At 43.3% G+C, this 19,757-nt stretch carries 15 protein-coding genes and 2 tRNA genes; 11 read left to right on the top strand and 6 right to left on the bottom strand.

Features of this window, described 5'->3' with window-relative positions; genetic code table 11:
* Positions 1–191 precede the first annotated feature (191 nt).
* The 4 genes from ACR63T_RS04020 (at position 192) to ruvB (ending at position 3,870) form a co-directional block, all read left to right on the top strand.
* Positions 192–596 (top strand): hypothetical protein, encoded by a 405-nt coding sequence (locus ACR63T_RS04020; protein WP_305899797.1) that lies wholly within the window; start codon positions 192–194, stop codon positions 594–596.
* A 373-nt stretch (positions 597–969) separates the two neighbouring features.
* The gene (gene fba, locus ACR63T_RS04025; protein ID WP_472784843.1) at positions 970–2,007 is read left to right on the top strand and encodes a class II fructose-bisphosphate aldolase; all 1,038 of its coding nucleotides are present in this window, start codon (positions 970–972) and stop codon (positions 2,005–2,007) included.
* Between the two features lie 98 nt (positions 2,008–2,105).
* Positions 2,106–2,726 (top strand): Holliday junction branch migration protein RuvA, encoded by a 621-nt coding sequence (gene ruvA, locus ACR63T_RS04030; protein WP_201572537.1) that lies wholly within the window; start codon positions 2,106–2,108, stop codon positions 2,724–2,726.
* A gap of 163 nt (positions 2,727–2,889) precedes the next feature.
* Positions 2,890–3,870: a Holliday junction branch migration DNA helicase RuvB gene (ruvB, locus tag ACR63T_RS04035; protein WP_201573740.1), complete on the top strand. Its 981-nt coding sequence runs from the start codon at positions 2,890–2,892 to the stop codon at positions 3,868–3,870.
* 259 nt (positions 3,871–4,129) lie between these two features.
* On the opposite strand, the gene ACR63T_RS04040 is transcribed toward ruvB, so the two are convergent.
* The 5 genes from ACR63T_RS04040 to ACR63T_RS04060 form a co-directional block, all read right to left on the bottom strand.
* Positions 4,130–5,788, bottom strand: a complete 1,659-nt coding sequence (locus tag ACR63T_RS04040) for an ABC1 kinase family protein (protein WP_305899799.1) — start codon at positions 5,786–5,788, stop codon at positions 4,130–4,132.
* Between the two features lie 195 nt (positions 5,789–5,983).
* Positions 5,984–6,700, bottom strand: a complete 717-nt coding sequence (locus ACR63T_RS04045; RefSeq protein ID WP_472784844.1) for a ubiquinone biosynthesis accessory factor UbiJ — start codon at positions 6,698–6,700, stop codon at positions 5,984–5,986.
* Positions 6,701–6,833: 133 nt separating this feature from the next.
* The gene (gene ubiE, locus ACR63T_RS04050) at positions 6,834–7,718 is read right to left on the bottom strand and encodes a bifunctional demethylmenaquinone methyltransferase/2-methoxy-6-polyprenyl-1,4-benzoquinol methylase UbiE (protein WP_472785228.1); all 885 of its coding nucleotides are present in this window, start codon (positions 7,716–7,718) and stop codon (positions 6,834–6,836) included.
* Between the two features lie 343 nt (positions 7,719–8,061).
* The gene (locus tag ACR63T_RS04055; protein ID WP_472784845.1) at positions 8,062–8,772 is read right to left on the bottom strand and encodes an FFLEELY motif protein; all 711 of its coding nucleotides are present in this window, start codon (positions 8,770–8,772) and stop codon (positions 8,062–8,064) included.
* A 54-nt stretch (positions 8,773–8,826) separates the two neighbouring features.
* Positions 8,827–9,537 carry an FFLEELY motif protein gene (locus ACR63T_RS04060; RefSeq protein WP_472784846.1) on the bottom strand — a complete coding sequence of 237 codons (711 nt, stop codon included), beginning with the start codon at positions 9,535–9,537 and terminating at the stop codon, positions 8,827–8,829.
* A gap of 371 nt (positions 9,538–9,908) precedes the next feature.
* Here ACR63T_RS04060 and ACR63T_RS04065 point away from each other — a divergent pair, with 371 nt between their 5' ends.
* On the top strand, positions 9,909–11,537 hold the full coding sequence (locus tag ACR63T_RS04065; RefSeq protein WP_472784847.1) for an ATPase: 1,629 nt from the start codon (positions 9,909–9,911) through the stop codon (positions 11,535–11,537).
* Positions 11,538–11,896: 359 nt separating this feature from the next.
* The gene (locus ACR63T_RS04070) at positions 11,897–13,504 is read left to right on the top strand and encodes an inorganic phosphate transporter (protein ID WP_472784848.1); all 1,608 of its coding nucleotides are present in this window, start codon (positions 11,897–11,899) and stop codon (positions 13,502–13,504) included.
* Positions 13,505–13,626: 122 nt separating this feature from the next.
* Here the strand turns inward: ACR63T_RS04070 and ACR63T_RS04075 are convergent, their stop codons facing one another.
* Positions 13,627–15,336, bottom strand: coding sequence for an aminotransferase class I/II-fold pyridoxal phosphate-dependent enzyme (locus tag ACR63T_RS04075; RefSeq protein WP_472784849.1), 1,710 nt, complete (start codon positions 15,334–15,336; stop codon positions 13,627–13,629).
* Positions 15,337–15,919: 583 nt separating this feature from the next.
* On the opposite strand from ACR63T_RS04075, the gene msrB reads away from it, so the two are divergent.
* From msrB to ACR63T_RS04100, 5 genes are all read left to right on the top strand, one after another.
* The gene (gene msrB / locus ACR63T_RS04080) at positions 15,920–16,345 is read left to right on the top strand and encodes a peptide-methionine (R)-S-oxide reductase MsrB (RefSeq protein ID WP_472784850.1); all 426 of its coding nucleotides are present in this window, start codon (positions 15,920–15,922) and stop codon (positions 16,343–16,345) included.
* Positions 16,346–16,485: 140 nt separating this feature from the next.
* Complete coding sequence (locus ACR63T_RS04085) at positions 16,486–16,971, top strand: glutathione peroxidase (protein ID WP_305899808.1); 486 nt, start codon at positions 16,486–16,488, stop codon at positions 16,969–16,971.
* Positions 16,972–17,348: 377 nt separating this feature from the next.
* Positions 17,349–17,424, top strand: a tRNA-Val gene (locus tag ACR63T_RS04090).
* A gap of 48 nt (positions 17,425–17,472) precedes the next feature.
* Positions 17,473–17,549: transfer RNA gene (locus tag ACR63T_RS04095), tRNA-Asp, on the top strand.
* 307 nt (positions 17,550–17,856) lie between these two features.
* Positions 17,857–19,674 carry a ShlB/FhaC/HecB family hemolysin secretion/activation protein gene (locus tag ACR63T_RS04100; RefSeq protein WP_472784851.1) on the top strand — a complete coding sequence of 606 codons (1,818 nt, stop codon included), beginning with the start codon at positions 17,857–17,859 and terminating at the stop codon, positions 19,672–19,674.
* Positions 19,675–19,757 lie beyond the last annotated feature (83 nt).

Below are 19,757 nucleotides of genomic sequence, written 5' to 3' on the forward strand. Positions count from 1 at the left end.
GCAGTGCTGCTGGTGTAAGTGCCTAATATAATACAACTAATTGATAATGATTATTAAGTAGTATTTATTTGTTCTCATATTGTTACTACATTTAATATTGTTATTGCATGTCTTATTTGCTAGTTATAGAATAGCGCCATTACCGATGCTCGAATGCATTATTATTTATTTATTTATCTTGAAGGTTTACTATGTTAAAACGTCATTTATTACTTGCCACTATATTTGCTGGTACTTTTGCAGTTACTGCCTGTAGCCAACAAACAGAAAATGAAGCAGAAGCGACTGCTGCTGAAGCGGTAGATACTGCTGACTCAGCTGGCGATGATATCGCTGCTAACACTGAAGCCGCTGCAACTGAAGCTGAGATTGCTGCTCAAAATACAGGTGCTGAGATTGCTGATGGCGCTGATACTGCGGGTGCAGCAGCTACGGACGCTGTTGCTAATGCTGGCGAAGCTATTACTGAAGGTACTAACAAAGCGGTTGCAGCGACTGCTGGAGCTGTTGCTGATGGCGCAAGCTCAGTTGCTAATGGTGCATCTGATATCGAAGCTGATGCAGAAGGCAATGCGCCAACTGATCAACAGTACTAATTTTAGCAATAGCTATCTGATGTTAGATGTAGTTATTTGACGGCTCTTTTTGTGATAGCAGTTTATAAAATAAAATAGTACTAAAAAGGCCTTGGGATATTCCAAGGCTTTTTTATGTTCATAACTTTATAACTCAATATTTTATAGCCGATATGTTGTGGGTTCAACTTATCATTGAGCATTGATCATCTAAAACTCAGTAGATAGTAAAATACAGGCGTATCCACTACGAGTGAGGGCTAAATTTTGCTATAATTAACCGCGCTAATAAAGGTAGAGTCGGTTATCCCATAAACCGTCAAAATACCATTCAGAACTATTTATCAAAACCACACTTTCATATCAGTCGTCAAAATCAAATAGAGAGCGTTATATGGCTTTAATATCGTTACGTCAACTTTTAGATCATGCTGCCGAACACAACTACGGTGTTCCTGCTTTTAATGTGAATAACTTAGAGCAAATGCGCGCTATCATGATGGCAGCGGACGCTTGTGATTCTCCTGTTATCGTACAAGCAAGTGCAGGCGCACGTGGCTATGCTGGTTCCGCTTTTTTGCGTCACTTGATTATTGCTGCTATTGAAGAGTGGCCACATATTCCAGTGGTAATGCATCAGGATCATGGTATGTCGCCTGCGATATGTCAACGCTCAATCCAGTTAGGATTTTCATCAGTGATGATGGATGGCTCGCTTGGTGAAGATGGCAAGACCCCAATGGATTATGACTACAATGCTAGCGTGACCCGTGAAGTCGTCAAAATGTCACATGCGTGTGGCGTATCAGTCGAAGGCGAGATTGGTTGCTTGGGTAGCCTTGAGACGGGTATGGCAGGTGAAGAAGATGGTTCTGGCGCAGAAGGCGTGCTGGATCATGAGCAACTATTAACTAGTGCTGATGAAGCTGAGCAGTTTGTCAAAGACACTAACGTCGATGCACTAGCAATTGCCATCGGTACTAGTCATGGCGCGTATAAATTTACTCGTCCACCGACAGGCGATATCCTATCGATTGAGAGGGTGAAAGAGATTCATGCCCGTATTCCTAATACCCATTTGGTTATGCACGGCTCATCGTCTGTACCGCAAGAATGGCTAAAAGTCATCAATGAAAATGGGGGTAATATTGGTGAGACTTATGGTGTACCTGTTGAGCAAATCGTTGAAGCGATCAAGCATGGTGTCCGTAAAGTCAATATCGATACTGATTTACGTCTCGCATCAACGGGTGCTATCCGCAAATTCCTTGTAGAAAACCCAAGTGAATTTGATCCGCGTAAATACTTTAAAGCGTCTATGGTTGCGATGTCAGATATCTGTGCTAATCGTTTTGAAGCCTTTGGTTCAGCAGGACAAGCGCACAAAATTCGCCCAATAAATCTAGAAGGTATGGTTAACTTTTATCAATAGAGTTAAGCGCTTTAGCGTAAACGTGCGATATTATTTTTCATTAGGTTGTTTTTAGCGCATGGTTGATATTGAGTGATAAATATAATAGGTGTCAGATTATGATAGGACTTATCAGCGGACAAGTGCAGCATTTGATGGCACCGATGGCCTGCGTTATGACGGCGTCAGGCGTTGGCTATGATATCGAGCTGCCGTTGCCGTCGTTTTGTCAATTACAATTGGATCAACAAGCTAGTATTTGGACGCATTTTCATGTGCGTGAAGATGCGCAGCTGCTGTTTGGCTTTATTGATCGCAAAGAGCGTGATGTCTTTCGCCAGTTGATTAAGATTAATGGGGTCGGTGCCAAAATGGCATTGGCTATGTTATCAGCGATGTCAGCGGCTGAGCTCAAAATGCATGTCGACCAAGACTCGGAAACCGCGCTCATGCGTATTCCAGGTATCGGCAAAAAGACAGCTCAACGTCTGCTTATTGAGCTCAAAGACAAGCTTAAAAATATCGAAGTTGACGATAGCAATTCGGAGTTTGATGTTCAGATTACGCCAATCTCTAATGAGGGCAGTATCATCGCTGAGGTGGAAGGCGCGCTGATTAGCTTAGGGTATAAAGAGCGCGAAGCTCAGCAAGCCATCAAAGCGGCCAAAAATGACGGCGAAACCTTTACAGATACTCAAAGTTTGTTAAAAGCGACTTTAAAACAACTCTCTCGCTTTTGATATCTGCTACTTAAGCCTTGATTCAGCTATAAGCGACACTAATTGTCGCTTATTTTTATTCTAGCTCTGATTTTATGATGTTTTGCATGACTTACAAGCAAGCTTTAGTTATGCTGATTGATATTCTTTTATAATCTATTTACACACGATGATAAATACTATGATGCAAGACCGCTTGATCAATCCATTATCAGACGCGAGCGATGCGCCTGATTCTAATATTCGACCAGCCTTACTGGCTGAGTACATTGGTCAGCCTGTAGTGCGTGAGCAGATGGAAGTATTTATCGGTGCTGCCCGTGGCCGCAATGAACCGCTGGATCATACCCTTATTTTTGGTCCGCCAGGATTAGGTAAGACTACGCTTGCTAATATTATTGCTCGTGAAATGGGTGGCAATTTGCGCTCAACCTCGGGACCTGTCCTTGAGCGTCCAGGTGATTTGGCAGCGATGTTAACCAATCTAGAAGAGGGTGACGTGCTATTTATCGATGAGATCCATCGCTTGAGCTCGGTCATTGAAGAAATACTCTATCCTGCGATGGAAGACTTTCAGCTGGATATTATGATAGGTGAAGGGCCAGCGGCGCGTTCTATCAAGCTTGATTTGCCACCCTTTACATTAGTTGCTGCGACCACAAGAGCAGGGCTATTGACCTCACCGTTGCGTGATCGCTTTGGTATCGTTCAGCGTTTAGAGTTTTATAATATCGAGGATTTGACGACTATCGTCAGTCGTGCTGCTCGGCTAATGAAAGTCCCTATGAGCCAAGATGGCGCCGTTGAGATTGCGCGCCGCGCCCGTGGGACACCTAGGATTGCCAATAGATTGCTACGCCGTGTCCGCGACTATGCTGAGGTTCGAGGTGACGGTAGTATCAATGGTGCTATCGCTGGTAGTGCGCTTGATATGCTGGCAGTTGATCGGCGCGGCCTTGATCATCTAGATCGTCGCTACATCGAGATTTTGCATGAGCGCTTCGATGGAGGGCCTGCTGGGGTTGAGGCGGTGGCGGCAGCGATGGCTGAGGATCGCGGAACATTAGAGGATGTCATTGAGCCTTATCTGATTCAGCAAGGTTACGTACTACGCACTGCTCGTGGTCGGGTATTAACGCAAATGGCTATCGATCAGATGCTGTAATACGTATTTAAAAAGTGTTCTTATTTATGAAAAAGCGCCTACTTTATATAATTGAAGTAGGCGCTTTGTTATGTAATGACATCTTAGTGTTTTTTAAGGCATTTCGTCATATGTGTTTTATAGCTTTTGCAGGGTGCACTCCATCGCACCGATAATGACGCTATCACGAACCACCGGTGCATAAAATGCACCCTACACCCACTCTATTTTTGCAAACAGTACAATACATATTTTTAGATTAATCTCTATCTTAATAACACTAAGCCAAGATACGCCAAATAACAAATAATACCGCCAAGATATAAAATATCGGTGCAAACCATTCCACTTGCGTTGCGATAGCAATATTTATTCCAAAGCCTGCCAAGGCGATCCAATCACGGCGACGATCGTTGAGCATATCAGCGCGGATTTGTTGGATTTCACGCAGTTGACTGTCTTGCCTTGAGCCTTGCGATGCTAGACTTTGCAAGCCTTGATCTAGCAGTTTAGGTATGTCAGTGGCGGATAATAAAATCTCTGGTAACTGCTGACGTAATTGTTGTAAATTACGCACAGGATCGAGCTGTTCTTTGATCCAACCGCTCAAAATAGGCTTCGCAAGTGACCAGATATCCAGATCGGGATATAACTCGCGACCTAATCCCTCAACATGTACCAAGGTTTTGAGTAGTAGCATCAGCTGCGGTGGAATGCTCATATGGTGGCGACGCGCGATATCTAATATCTGCATCAAGACGCCAGCAAAATCAATCTCATTGATAGATTTTGACAGCATAGGGCCAACCGTGCGACTCATATCACGCATCAAAGCGTGTTTGTCAGCACTGGGCGGTATCCAGCCTGCACGGCTCACAATATCGACTACTGCGGTAAAGTTATTATTCATAACCGCGAGTAACATACGGGCAACGATCAGCTGATCATCCTTCGATAATGTACCCATAATAGCGCAATCAAGACCGATGTAGCGTGGCTCATAGCCCAAGCTGGCAGGCTGCGCATCATTGCCTAAGAGGCTAACAGGTGGTGTCTCTACAAAGACATTGCCTGGGTGCATATCAGCATGAAAAAAGTTATCACGAAACACTTGGGTAAAGAATATCGTTAAGCCTTTTTTCGCTAAGATAGCGCGGTCATAACCTAGCTTATCAAATAGCTCAACTTGTGAGATGGGCACACCTTGAATACGCTCCATAACGATGACGTTTTTGGCGGCAGCATAGACCTCGGGCACGTACATCAGCGCTGAGTCTAAAAAGTTATTGCGCATCTTAGTGGTATTATCAGCCTCTAGCGTCAAGTCCAGCTCATTGAGCATGACCTGCCGATAGTCCTCGACTAAGTCAATAATATGGATAGCCCGTGCCGCTTCAACCCGTGCAGATACCCAGCTGGCAAGCTCGCGCAACAGCTCAAAATCAGTAATAATAGTGTCACGTATATCAGGGCGCACTACTTTGACCACTACTTCACGCTGATCGTGTAGGGCGGCGCTATGGACTTGCGCGATAGAAGCAGCAGCTAAAGGCTTGACATCAAAGCGAGCAAATAAAGTCTCGATAGACTGACCCAAACCATGCTTTGGATCTTGAATTTGCGCGATAGCAATATTGGGGTCAAAGGATTTAACCTTGTCTTGCAGCTGTACCAGTTGATCGATGATATTAGGTGGCACTAAATCACGACGAGTCGAGAGCAATTGACCTAATTTAAGGAACAGCGTGCCCATGTCTTCTAATGCATACTTAATGCCATTAGGCTGATGCTTCTTACCCCAAGCAGCAGGATGCATACGGATTAAGCGCGCTATCGGTCGTAACTGCGGCGCGTCCTCGATTGAAATATGAGTATCAATGCGATATTTCGCTGCAATGTGTAATAGCTCGCGGAGACGTTTTTGATAGGATAAAAGCATGGGTATTGATTACTCTAAATAAGTACTTTCTATAGATGACGGTTAGCTAAATAGGGTTTTCATACGCTATTTTAGCAAATCATAGCTAGGTTGATTTGGTGGGTTACGCTTGAGCTAACCCACCCTACGCAAAACTTATTATTATAAAAAATTCATATAAGATTCTAGTTCGCACTTAAAATGAACTACTAAAATCTAACTGTTTCTAAGCTTTGCTTGCTCTACCTTGATCGCCATTAATCTTGCTTCTTCACGCTCAATATCAGCGCGAAGTTTTAAGAGTTGCTGTTTAAGATCATTGACCTCAGCTTTATCATTAGGATCAGGCTCATTAGTACCAGCGACCTCATTAGCCCAGATACTCACATCGTCGAATGCACGTTTGGCGGTATGACGTAAGCTCCACTTCAGCTGTTTGATAAGCAGTTGCAATTGACTGGCCATAGGCTTACCAATGATAGGCTCAAGCTGACCTGCAACATCAGGATCAAAACCTGCTATCAGCTGTTTTAACTGCATCAGTACTGTGTAATCTCCTGCAATAGGCAGATTACCCTCAGCACCACGGATTAAGTTCAGGAGCTGCGCAGGATTATCAACGGTAATAGTACAGTCAGGGCTACTATGACCGATACGCGCCAGCTCAGCATCGGCACGGGCGCGCTCATCGTAAGAGTCGGCATCATCAACATTCTTGCCACCACGCGGCTCAAATACACTAACCGTCGTCACAGGCTCAAAACGCAGACGATCATGATTGAATAAAATATCCAAATGAATTTCAGGCAGCGCCATATCTAAACGTAGTACTTTACCTGCCAAAGGTACCAGCCCAGCTTTGGTGATTTCATCACTAGCAATAGCGATATTAATGAGCTTTTCGGCACCAGCCAATAAGAATACCGTAATCATAAGACTCTCACCTATTAAATTAAATTGATCTTACAAACTCAGCTTAGCGTTTGGGTTTTTTAGCTGTCATTACGTTTTCTAATTATCAAACCCTCACGCTTTTAGCTTGTAAGGCTTTTATATTACAAAGCTATTAAGCCTTAAAGCCGCGATGCACCGCTACAATACCTGCGGTTAAATTATGATAATCACAATTATCAAACCCAGCCTGTTCCATCATTTGCTTAAGTGTCTGCTGATCAGGATGCATACGGATAGACTCCGCCAAGTACTGATAACTCTCAGAATCATTGGCGATGATTTTGCCCATTATCGGCAGCGCGGTAAATGAGTATAGATCATAGGCTTTAGATAAAGGCTCAAAAATAGGCTTTGAGAATTCCAAAATCAATAAACGACCGCCTGGCTTGAGGACACGATACATAGATTTTAAGGCAGCGTCTTTGTCGGTGACGTTGCGCAGACCAAAGCTGATGGTGACTAAATCGAAGCTTTCATCCTCAAAAGGCGCAAGCGTTTCAGCATTAGCCAGTACAAAGTCGACGTTATTGCAGCCTGCATTAATCAAGCGCTCGCGACCCACTTCTAACATCGCCGCATTAATATCAGACAACACTACATGACCATTACGACCGACCTCACGGCTGAATACTTTAGCCAAATCACCCGTACCACCAGCGATATCTAAGACGTGCTGACCTGCACGAACGCCTGATAAGCTAATGGCATAGCGCTTCCATAAGCGGTGAATACCAAATGACATCAAGTCATTCATAATATCGTATTTTTTGGCAACTGAGGTGAACACATCAGCGACGCGAGCTTGCTTTTCCGCTTTATTAACGGTTTTGTAGCCAAAATGAGTTTGTTCAGCGCCATCAGTGTCAGCAGTATGTGGATTGTTAATATCATCACGCTGATTGAAGAGGGTTTGCTGGGTAGCGGCCTTATTAGCAATAGGTGCGCCATTATTACTGCTTGGTGCCTTTTTATTATTACTGTTTTCACTGTCAGGCATCGTGGTTTGTTGACCTTGAGGCGCACCAACGGGCAAGTCTGCAACTTGAGTAAAGCTATCGGCTGTCGGCAAAGGACTTTGACGCGCTTGGGCTTGCGCACTGATGTGCTGCTGATGAGCGATGCTATCTTTAATAAGTTTGTCTTGGATCTGACTTTGAGAAGTAGTGCTAGTATCTGTATGGTTCGTATTGATAGGGTCGCTCATAAAGGTATCTCTTCACTTATAATATAAAGAATGGGTAATATAGAGTATGGGTTTTAAAGTATAGGTTTTTAGCCAAAACCAGCCGCAATACACAGCTGGTTTTGGTCAAATAGAGTTTTCTTTTAGGGTGAGGCTATCATACTTCAAACGCTGCTATCTTGCCGTTATTATCAGTGGCATGAACCTGATCAATGATCTCAAGTTCACGCTTGCAAAACGGATCAATAAAGCTGCCAACACTCTTAAGGGGTTTCATTGCCGCAAAACCAGCATCCATAAAGTCATATAAAGGCTGATAATTATGGCGATAGGCTGTGCTCTTGGCTAATCCAAACGCTTTACGCAGCACGAATGAATTTAAATACTTATCAGTACGATAGCAGACGTCTTTTAGATTGTTTATCTGAGTACGGCGCTCACCTGCTTCATCAACTCCGCGATAAGCGGCGAGCATATTATCCTCATTCACTGATAAATCATTAGCGATTAGCCACTGTGCTAAGTGCATATCCAACTCAATGGCTAATATAGCCGCCTGAATAGCCAAGCTGCCCGTCTCCAAGGCAGACTCTTTAGCCAAACGCTCAAGCTTTTTGGCTTTGGGCAAGATACGCTCTAGCTGCTTGGCCAATAGTTTGAAATCATCACCGCCGTACAGCTGAGTAATAAAATAATCAGCCATAGGCTTGTTTTTTGGCTGTTCAAACAGTTCACGATGCGTGGTTTGGATACGGGCACGCTGCCAAGCCTGTACTTCATTGAGCTTATCATTAAGCGCTTGATCTTCATGATAAGGCAGTGCCCAATAATGCGTTAAGTGACGTTGTAGTTCTGTTAGAGCGGCCATAATCGATAATCCTATTGCTTTTATTGAATGTAAAAAACTTTAAAATGAAACCGTCTATAATACAGTAAATGGGTCAATCTTGCCGTCTTTATCCTGCTGTATTCTATCAATAATCATCATCTCGCGCGCGCAAAATGGGTCAATAAAACTACTAACGCTATCCAGTGGTTTCATAGCAGAAAATCCTGCCTCGACAAAGTCGTAGAGCAGCTGATAATTAAGTCTATAAACCGTACTCTTAGCGAGCTGAAAGGCTTTATGCAAAAAGAACGAATTTAAGTATTTATCGGTACGGTAGCAGACCTCTTTTAGATTATTAATCTGGTTGCGACGCGCATCGGACTCATCAAGCGTACTATAAGCGAGCATAATGTTGTGCTCATTAGCCAGTAGATCATGAGCAATAAGCCACTGGGCCAAATGCAAATCCAGCTCAACCGCCAAAACAGCCGCTTCAATCGCCATGCTACCTGTGGTCAGCGCTGACTCTTTTATTAAGCTCTCAAGCTTTTTGGCTTTGGGTAAAACACGCGCTAGTTGAATGGCAAGTAATTTAAACTCTTTACCACCATATAATTGAGTCAAAAAATAGTTTGCCATCAGCTGATGGTTAGGCTGCGCAAATAATTCGCTATGCGTACGCTGAATACGTATACGCTGCCACGCTTGTACTTCGTTGAGTACCGTATTCAGCTTGGGATCATCATGATAAGGCAATGCCCAGTAACGCTTTAAGTGTTGTTGCAACTCCAAAAAAGCAGTCATGACAGCCAATCCTATATAATTTTAAACCGTTAAACCCTCAAATCATTCAACTGTAAAACACTAAGCTATAAAACGTAAATGACAAACGACAATAAATTATTAGCGATAAGAATAAGTAATTAACTAGCTAACAGCAAGTATAAGCCCAAAAACAGGTATAAGCGTTTATTATGGCTTATGCCTATCCGTAACAGTAAAAGAAAAGCGCGGTTAATACAAATGCCAAACTGTTACACAGCTCAATTTTATAAGGATAAGGTGGATGCTATTATTAGGCTTGAAGCCTAAAAGCAAGTTGAGCCTATAACTGCCTACTTATACCAATGAGTGCGCACGTATACAAATGCCTAACTATTATAAAGAGTCTAACTATGCCGAAGAATAAATCCAAGCAAATAGTTTCAGGAAGTAATGCTCAGATTGACTCACAAGTCGTCAATGAGAGACTGACACCCAATCCCTTGAGTGAGTTCTCCTTAGATAAAGATGAGCTAAGATTAGCGCTAGTCACCGCTCAATTTGCGCTGCGTGCCACTCGCCAGCAAACACCGTCATCAACCAATAAGCCCACAGGGTTATTAGTATTAGTCAATGGTATGGAGCAGGCAGGCAAAGGTCGTGCGGTCAAGCAATTGCGCCAGTGGGTCGATCCGCGACTCTTAAAAGTCGAGGCCACTATAGGCTATCCACCCTTAGCTCATCAACCTATTTGGCAAGCACATACGCAAGCTATGCCGCGCCACGGCGATGTGATGGTGTATTTTGGTAACTGGTATGCCGATCTGCTATATAACATCATGCGCATGATAAGTGAGAGTGAGGATAAAAAGAGCGAAAGCTCAGCTGATTTACCAGCGCTACCTATCACTGAGTGGCAAAACTATCTACAGCAACAGCTGAATCAGCTCGACGCTTTTGAGCGCGACTTGGCGGTTAATCAAACCAAGGTATTAAAATGCTGGTTTCATATCGATGCCGAAACCTTAAAAGAGCGCTTAACGGACGACGAGGTGGATCCGCAGTTTTTATATCAGATTGACTGGAGTGATACTGAGATAGTTGAGCAATTCAATAGGGTAGCCACCGCTTTACTGCGTGAGCAGGGCGATTGGATCATCATAGATGGTAGCGATAAAGATCAAGCCACTACTAGCTTTTGTCATGAGGTATTGCACGCGATGCAAAACGCGTTAGCAAGTAGTCATGTTCCTGATTCTACGCCTGACGAGCCAGCTGAATCTAGTAGCGCTAATGATAAGTTTAGAGCTGCTGATATTCCCAAGCCATTGACTAAGATAAAAGACCCTGATTTGGATAAGTCAGACTACCGTGAGCAGTTAGCAGATAAACAAGCCAAATTTGCCAAGCTCATACGCGCTAGAGAGGGTCGCCATGTAGTGTTCGCGTTTGAAGGTATGGATGCAGCAGGCAAAGGCGGCGCTATCAAGCGCATGGTCGCGCCACTCGATCCGCGTGAATATCAGATCTATAACATCGGTGCGCCGATGCTTTATGAGCTACAGCATCCTTATTTATGGCGATTTTGGACGCGCCTGCCGAATGAACAAACGGATCGCATTAGCCGTATCGCCATCTTTGATCGTACTTGGTATGGGCGGGTACTGGTTGAACGTATTGAAGCGTTTGCCAAGCCGCATGAGTGGCAGCGTGCTTATGATGAGATCAATCGCTTTGAGGCTGACTTGGCCGATGCAGGAACGCTGGTGATTAAATACTGGCTGGCGATTGATAAGGAGGAGCAATTAAAGCGCTTTGAGGCTCGCGCCGACACGCCGCACAAGCAGTTTAAGCTCACCGATGATGATTGGCGCAATCGTGATAACTGGAGCAACTACGTGCAAGCGGCAGCTGATATGCTGGCACGTACTGACACTGAAGCTGCGCCTTGGTGCATTATTGCAACTAACGATAAGCGTAGTGCGCGTTTGCAAGTGTTGGATCACGCCATCAAGCAGCTTGAAGCGATGATAAAAGCTTAAGGTTTTTATTAAGGCGCGTTTGCTGGGTCATACAATTACTTTGACAACGGTCTTAAAATAAACATAATAGGGTCGAAGGTTCAGACAGGCCCTATTTTTGTAAAAAATCACTTTATAGAAAAATAATCCTAGTGAAGTCTTAAATAAAACATTATTACGGCAATAAGCTTTATAATATGCCCGAAGTTTTTGCTTGGGCATAGTTAAGATGGTCTGCATTATACTTCACTTTTTTATCTCAAATATCATTACGTTACGCTGCTATTTATGTTTTGTATCTATTAAAGTCATCGTATAAATAGCAAGTAACGGCATCAATCGTAGAGCCATCATACAGCTTACGCAAGGCGTGTTAATCTATGGGTAATAGTAGCAGTTCTAACGCATCAACCAAAGATGTCGGCTCCATGAGAATCAATATATTCTTTGCCATACTGTTAATTGGTATGACGGGCTATTTTTTATGGTGGGGCCTTGACTACACCATGCATCAGCAGACCTCATTGTTTCTTGCTGCTACTGCTTTTGGTGTCTTTATGGCATTCAATATTGGTGGTAATGACGTCGCCAACTCTTTTGGTACCTCAGTGGGCGCTGGGACCTTAACGATCCCCCAAGCATTGGGAATAGCTGCGATATTTGAGGTGTCTGGAGCGGTACTAGCAGGCGGTGAAGTAACCGATACCATCCGTAGCGGTATTGTTGATTTGGACGGTTTGGCCGTAAGCCCCAATCAGTTCATATATGTCATGCTCTCAGCTTTAATCGCTGCTGCGTTTTGGCTACTATTTGCAACTCGTAAGGGTTTACCAGTCTCAACGACTCATGCCATCATCGGCGGGGTAGTCGGTAGCTCTATTGTGCTAGGTATCACTTTAGGGGGTACCGAAATGGCGCTCTCAACAGTGAATTGGGGCACTATCGGCACTATTGCTATCTCTTGGGTGCTATCGCCACTGCTTGGCGGCTTAATCTCTTATCTGTTATATAGTCAAATTAAGAAAAATATCATTGAGTATAATGATAGAACAGAGGCTTATCTTGTCACTTTAAAAGATAATAAAAAGGCTCTAAAGCAAGAGCACAAAGTATTTTTGGAGGCTATGACAGAGTCTGAGCAATTGGCTTATACCTCAGCTATGCTTCGTGACCAAGAAATCTATAAAGACGATGATTGTGTCGTTGAAGATTTAGAGACTGACTATTATAAGAGCCTCTATAAGATTGAGAATGAGCGTAGTAATTTAGATACCTTAAAAGCCATTAAGCAATGGGTACCTATCATTGCTGCTGCAGGCGGGGCAGTTATGTCCTCATTGGTGATATTCAAAGGTCTCAAAAACGTCAATAATAATATGACGACTTTGCAGGGCTTTTTAATCATGGGTATGGTCGCTGCGATGGTATGGCTGGCGACTTTTGTTTATACCAAGAGTATTCGTGGTAAGCACAAAGAGGATCTGACCAAAGCGACCTTTATTATGTTTAGCTGGATGCAGGTATTCACCGCGTCGGCGTTTGCCTTTAGTCATGGCTCTAACGACATTGCCAATGCAGTTGGGCCTTTTGCGGCGATTATGGATGTCATCCGTACCAATAGTATTGCATCAGAAGCAGCTGTACCTCCTGCGGTCATGCTAACCTTTGGTGTCGCGCTTATCGTCGGTCTTTGGTTCATCGGTAAAGAAGTCATCCAAACCGTTGGTACTAATTTGGCTAAAATGCATCCTGCTTCTGGATTTTCAGCGGAGCTCGCTGCGGCTGCTGTGGTCATGGGCGCATCCACTATGGGCTTACCCGTATCGAGCACGCACACCTTAGTAGGTGCTGTTTTAGGTATCGGTATCGTCAACAGAGATACCAATTGGGCATTAATGAAACCTATTGGCTTAGCGTGGGTTATCACTTTACCGGCGGCAGCTATCATGTCAGCACTTAGCTTTGTGATTTTAATGCAGATTTTTTAGGTCAGTTTTAGTATCGTTGTCCATTAATAAAATAGTGCCGAATAAAAAAACGCTTAGCGATAATGTATCGCTAAGCGTTTTTTTTAATCCATATAACATGCCTATCAAGTAGCCATCAAGCTTTAAGCATCTGCGGTTTCAGGTTTAGAAGTTTTAGAGTCTTTCGCCTGATCATTGACCACTTTGTCCGTACCATACTGCTTACGTTTTTTGGCGAAGAAGCGATCTAAGCGATCCATAGCATTCTCAAGCTCATCTAAATTCGGCATGAATACTACACGGAAATGATCAGGCGTATCCCAATTAAAGCCCGTACCTTGTACCATTAATACTTTTTCGTCGACCAATAAATCCATCATAAATTGCATATCATCTTCGATAGGATAAATGGCAGGGTCCATTTTAGGGAAGCAGTAAAATGCACCTTGAGGCTTAGTACAAGAGATACCTGGAATAGCATTTAGGCGAGAGGTCGTTAGATCACGCTGTTTAGTCAAGCGTCCTTTAGGAGAGGTCAGCTCTTTCATGCTTTGATAGCCGCCCATCGCTGTTTGAATAGCATATTGGCCTGGTACGTTTGAGCATAGACGCATAGAGGCTAACATATCTAAGCCTTCAATAAAGTCGGTAGCATGGCTTTTCTGACCAGAAACCATCATCCATCCGGCACGGAAACCTGCGATACGATGCGATTTTGACAGCCCACTGTAGGATAAAACTAGCGCTTGATCGGTCAAAGTACACATAGGGGTATGCGTCGCATCATCATAAAGAACGCGATCATAAATCTCATCAGCCATGATTACTAAATCATGCTCTACTGCGACCTCAACGAGCTGTTTGAGTACTTCGTCAGTATACAAGGCACCAGTAGGGTTGTTAGGGTTAATAATAACGATGCCCTTAGTTTTGCTAGTGATCTTAGATTTGATATCTTCGATATCAGGCTGCCAGTTATCCTCTTCGTTACAGCGATAATGTACCGCTTTGCCGCCCGCAAGGTTAGCCGCTGCTGTCCATAGCGGATAATCAGGCTTAGGAATCAACACTTCATCACCATCGCTCATCAATGCCTGCATTGTCATCACGATAAGCTCAGACACCCCATTGCCTAAATAGATATCACGAACGTCAACCGCCGATAAAAACCCTTTAGCTTGATAGTATTGTAATACCGCTTTGCGCGCTGAAAAGATACCCTGTGAGTCTGAATAGCCAATGGCTTCCGTCAGGTTCATTGCCACATCTCGTATGATCTCATGCGGCGCTGTAAAGCCGAACGGCGCAGGATTGCCAATGTTTAATTTAAGGATACGTTGACCGTCTGCCTCCATCTGATTGGCCGCTTTGAGTAGTGGACCACGAATGTCATAGCAAACGTTCTGTAGTTTATCGGATTTTTTGAGAATGCTCATAGTTTTACCTTCCATAGCTTTATACTGTGAATTTTTAACATTATTATTGGTTGTTTGCTCAGATTGAGACTGATCTTGTGGTTGAGTATCAGTAGGAACCGCTAAGGTTACATTGGTCGCTGATTGATCGTTATCGTTACTAATGTCAGCATGCGAGTTATAGAGATTATCAGGGTTATCGTTGATATCGCCACGTAGTAGATAGCCTTCACTACAGCCTAATAGTCGAGCCAAGGTAGGCAGCTTCGATGATACGATACCGTTAGTGCCACGCTCCCAGTTAGAGATAGCACCGCGGCTCACTTTAGCGCCAGCGTCTGTCATTGCTTTGGCTAACTGCGCTGCTGTTAAGCCCTTAGCACGGCGCAGTGCTACCAAACGCTCAGCTTGGGCTGACTTATCTTGACTGTCTTTCATTATCATCTCACCCTTTTTAAACCATTGATCTAAAGACTGAATAGAACATACTGCGTACTTTATTTTTAAGACATACTTAGATTTAGGACATACTCTGATTTCTTATTGTATAACTAACTTATTATAATTTTTAGTCCAAAAACAAGCTCAGTAGCTCACTCTATATCTAAAGCCGATATAAATACCTAAACTTCATTCAGCACATAATGCAAGATATTATTGCATTTCCAATAAGTATGCAAGCGGTTTATTATAATAAAATTGCAAGATTTACTTGCATTTATCCTATTAAGAATTGTATTGAAAACCTCGCTAAAGTAAAGCTTTATGATAACGGAGGCTATAACCTAACTTACACAAAGCGTCACTGTTGTTTTGGGCTATTGAATAGTGATTTTCTGCTGATACAACTCGATTATAATTCCCAAAAAATAAATATTAATTGCGTTTAAGTTTGGTAAAAATAACTGATCTCATCTTGTAACACAGACCATAACTACCATATCTTAGACAAGTTAAGCTTTTTAGATAACAAGCTTTCAAATATTAAGCTCTTAGGTAAACGATAATATAAGGATAACTCATGCAAGACAAGCAACTTAACAAAGACGAAATCGCGCAGTTAACGGAAGCCGATTGGAAGCAGCGTTTAACGAGTGATGAGTATCATGTGATGCGAGAGAAGGGCACTGAGCGCCCTTTTACTGGCGTCTATAATGATATCGATGATAAAGGGGTTTATCGCTGCAAAGGCTGCGGTGCTAGCTTATTCAACTCAGATAATAAGTTTGATGCAGGTTGCGGCTGGCCAAGCTTCGATCAAAGTGTCGACAATGCCGCGATTGATGAGCATGTCGATGACTCGCTAGGTATGCGTCGTACTGAGGTCACTTGTAGCAACTGCGGGGCACATTTGGGTCATGTCTTCCCTGATGGGCCGCGTGAGACCACAGGTATGCGCTACTGCATTAACTCCGTATCTATTGACTTGGACAAAAACGAGCACTGATACGCTTGTATTAGCGGCTACGGTTTAGCAATTTATTGATATTTAGTAGGGGAGCTAATACTAGCGCCCTTATTTTTATTGGCCATGACTACTACTAAGTCTCACGTACGCAAAAATTTAATGAAAATTAAGGATATATAATGAGTAATATTTACGATTTTAGCGCTGAAACTATGGAGGGCACCACGCAGTCTTTCGCTGGTTACGAAGGGCAAGTGTTATTGGTGGTCAATACCGCTAGCAAATGTGGCTTTACCCCGCAGTTTGAAGGGTTAGAGACGCTATACCAGCAGTACAAAGATCAGGGACTAACAGTGATTGGTTTCCCGTGCAATCAGTTCGGCAGTCAAGACCCTGGTAGTAACAATGAAATTGGCGCATTTTGTCAAAAAAACTATGGTGTCAGTTTCCCAATGATGGGCAAAGTCGATGTCAATGGAAAAGATGCCGATCCTATTTTCAATTGGCTAAAGGATCAAAAGGGTGGCCTATTGACTGATGGCATAAAATGGAATTTTACTAAGTTTTTGATTGGTCGTGATGGACAAGTGATTGATCGGTATGCACCAACGACTAAACCTGATGCTATTAAAGCGGATATAGAACAAGCGCTCGCTGCGAAGTAATCCTCTATACAGAAGCTATACAGAAGAATGCAGCCTATACGAAAGAATTTTATATTTTGGAAAATTATAAAATCAACAAAAACAGATGCTTATAGTTATAGGCAATAAAATAGGCAAAAATACGTCATAAATGTTGAAATAGTGTTTGACAGCCAAGTGTAAATCTATATAATACACACCCACAGCAAGGGGCTTTAATTGGTTCTAAGTTGTTAAAGGCAAGTTTAGAGGGTGACAACTTTAGACGTTATGACTTTTAGAGATTCTTAGTAGAGAATTTCGAATAGAATTGAGAAAGCAGAGATGTTTTAGAAATTCTATTTAAAGAATTTCTCTTGCGCGCCTAAAATTGCAGTGCAATTTTTTAACGGCGCTCAGGGTGATTAGCTCAGTTGGTAGAGCGTCTGCCTTACACGCAGAATGTCGGCGGTTCGAATCCGTCATCACCCACCACTTATTAGCAAGTGGGTCTTTAATCAGACAAAAGCTAGTACGACCTTAGCAGCGGTAGTTCAGTTGGTTAGAATACCGGCCTGTCACGCCGGGGGTCGCGGGTTCGAGTCCCGTCCGCTGCGCCATATTTAAAACGAATTTAAACTCTTAAGTTTAAGCAAGTTTCGCCTCAAACATTAGATTGTTTGGGGTTTTTTTGTGTCTGGCTTTTGATATATTTTATTCACTTCAAAAATAATATAGAGTATTTGTGTAGTAAAATAATAAGTATCAATTGAGGTATGAAGTATGATTAAGTAATCGTCGTATTCTACAAATATGAAATGTATTAGGTATATAAAACAATAATATAGGCTTAAAATAACTATAAATAAGGCTTGCTTTGAACACTTGTTGATATCATACTTCGTTGACTATATTTATGGTGAACTTATGTATACATATCTTGCTAGTGCTAATCAACCCCGTTTTACTCATCGACTTTTACCAATTAGCATAGCTGCACTATTTATCATAATGTGCCAATCAGCTACCGCAGAGGATATTCTGCCCACTGCCATTGGCGTTAATACGATTACCCCTGATCAATTTCAACAACAGCGCACCGAGGCCTTAAAACAACAACAGCTGACTAGACCCAACGTCAACATTGACACCACTGAATTTCAAGTTACGCCATCCTCTGCTAGTCCAGATACTGATCCTGCATCAACTCCATGCTTTGACATCAACAACATCTATCTCACTGGCGAGCTTAGCGATCAGTTCAACTTTGCTTTGCGCCCGTTTACTACAGGTTCTGAGTCGATGCTCGGTCGTTGTCTATCGGTTAACGATATCAATGGGCTGGTTACTAACGTGCAGAACCGTATCATTGAAAAAGGTTATGTCACCACTCGCGTCTTAGTTGAGAATCAAAATCTTAAAACGGGCAACTTATTTTTAACCCTTATTCCTGGTCGTATCGATCAGATAGCGCCTATCGATATTAAGGCCAGTCGTCCTATTTATATTGACAATACGGGCAACCCTGCCAACTTTGCTCCTGCCATGCCGATGCAATCAGGTGATCTGTTGAATGTACGTGATATCGAGCAAGCGCTTGAGAACTTCAAACGCGTACCAACCGCTGATGCGGATTTCTCTATTATTCCAAGCAGCCGTATGAGTACCCCCGGCTACAGTGATATTCGAGTGAAATGGCAGCAGGATCGCCGCTTTCGTCTATCAGCGAGCGTCGATGACTCAGGGCAAGATAGTACGGGAGTTTATCAAGCTAACGTAACCTTGTCGCTGGATAATCCGACCTGGAATAATGATCTACTGTATGTGTCCTATAACCGTGATCTCGATGGTGGTAATGAGGATAGCGATGGTAGCGACGGCTATAACGTCGGTTATGTCCTACCTATAGATAATACTCTAATCACGCTAACCCATAGCGGTTATAACTATGATCAAACCATTGCCGGTATCAATCAAGATTACGTCTATAGCGGTGAGTCCTATAACACTGATCTATTAGTCTCACAACTCGTCCATCGTGACAATCATAGTAAGACTTTCCTTAAAGCAGGCGGCTTTGCCAGACAGCAAAGCAACTTTATTGATGATACTGAGGTTGAAGTACAGCGCCGCCGTACGGCAGGCTATAGAGTCGGTGTCGGCTATGAGACGGTTATTGGAAAGACGCAGTGGTTAGGTGACATCCTCTATCAGCGTGGCACCGGTGCTTTTAATGCGATTACTCCGCCAGAAGCCCTCTTTAATGAAGGTAGTGCGCGCGCCGGTATTATCAAGACCAACATCGATATGAGCCGTCCGCTAAGCGTCGCTGACCAAGCGCTCAATTACCGCGCGACCTTTAGGGGTCAATATGCCACCGAAGCACTCGTACCCAATGAGCGCTTAATCATTGGCGGGCGCTACACAGTACGCGGCTTCGATGGTGATCGTAGTCTTAGCGGTGATCATGGCGCACTGCTTAGACAAGAGCTCAGCGCTTATATCGGTGATAGACCGCACGCAATTTATGTAGGCGTCGATGCAGGATACGTCAAGCTCGATAATAGTGAGCAAGATGACTTGCTACTAGGTCATCATCTGATTGGCGGTGTGGTCGGGGTCAAAGGTTATGTGACGCCACTACGCACAAGCTATGACTTATTTGCAGGATATCCGCTCGCGCAGCCGGATAACTTTAGTGATAAAGACTGGGTAACTGGCTTTAGCTTAGGTTGGCAGTATTAAGCTAAAGCTCTGATAGCTTAGCTGTACAACTCAAGCTTTAAAGTTAAGCACCATTCAAGCTCTACTATTTAAATCGCTTAGAA

It is taken from the genome of Psychrobacter sp. M17(2026), assembly GCF_055699815.1.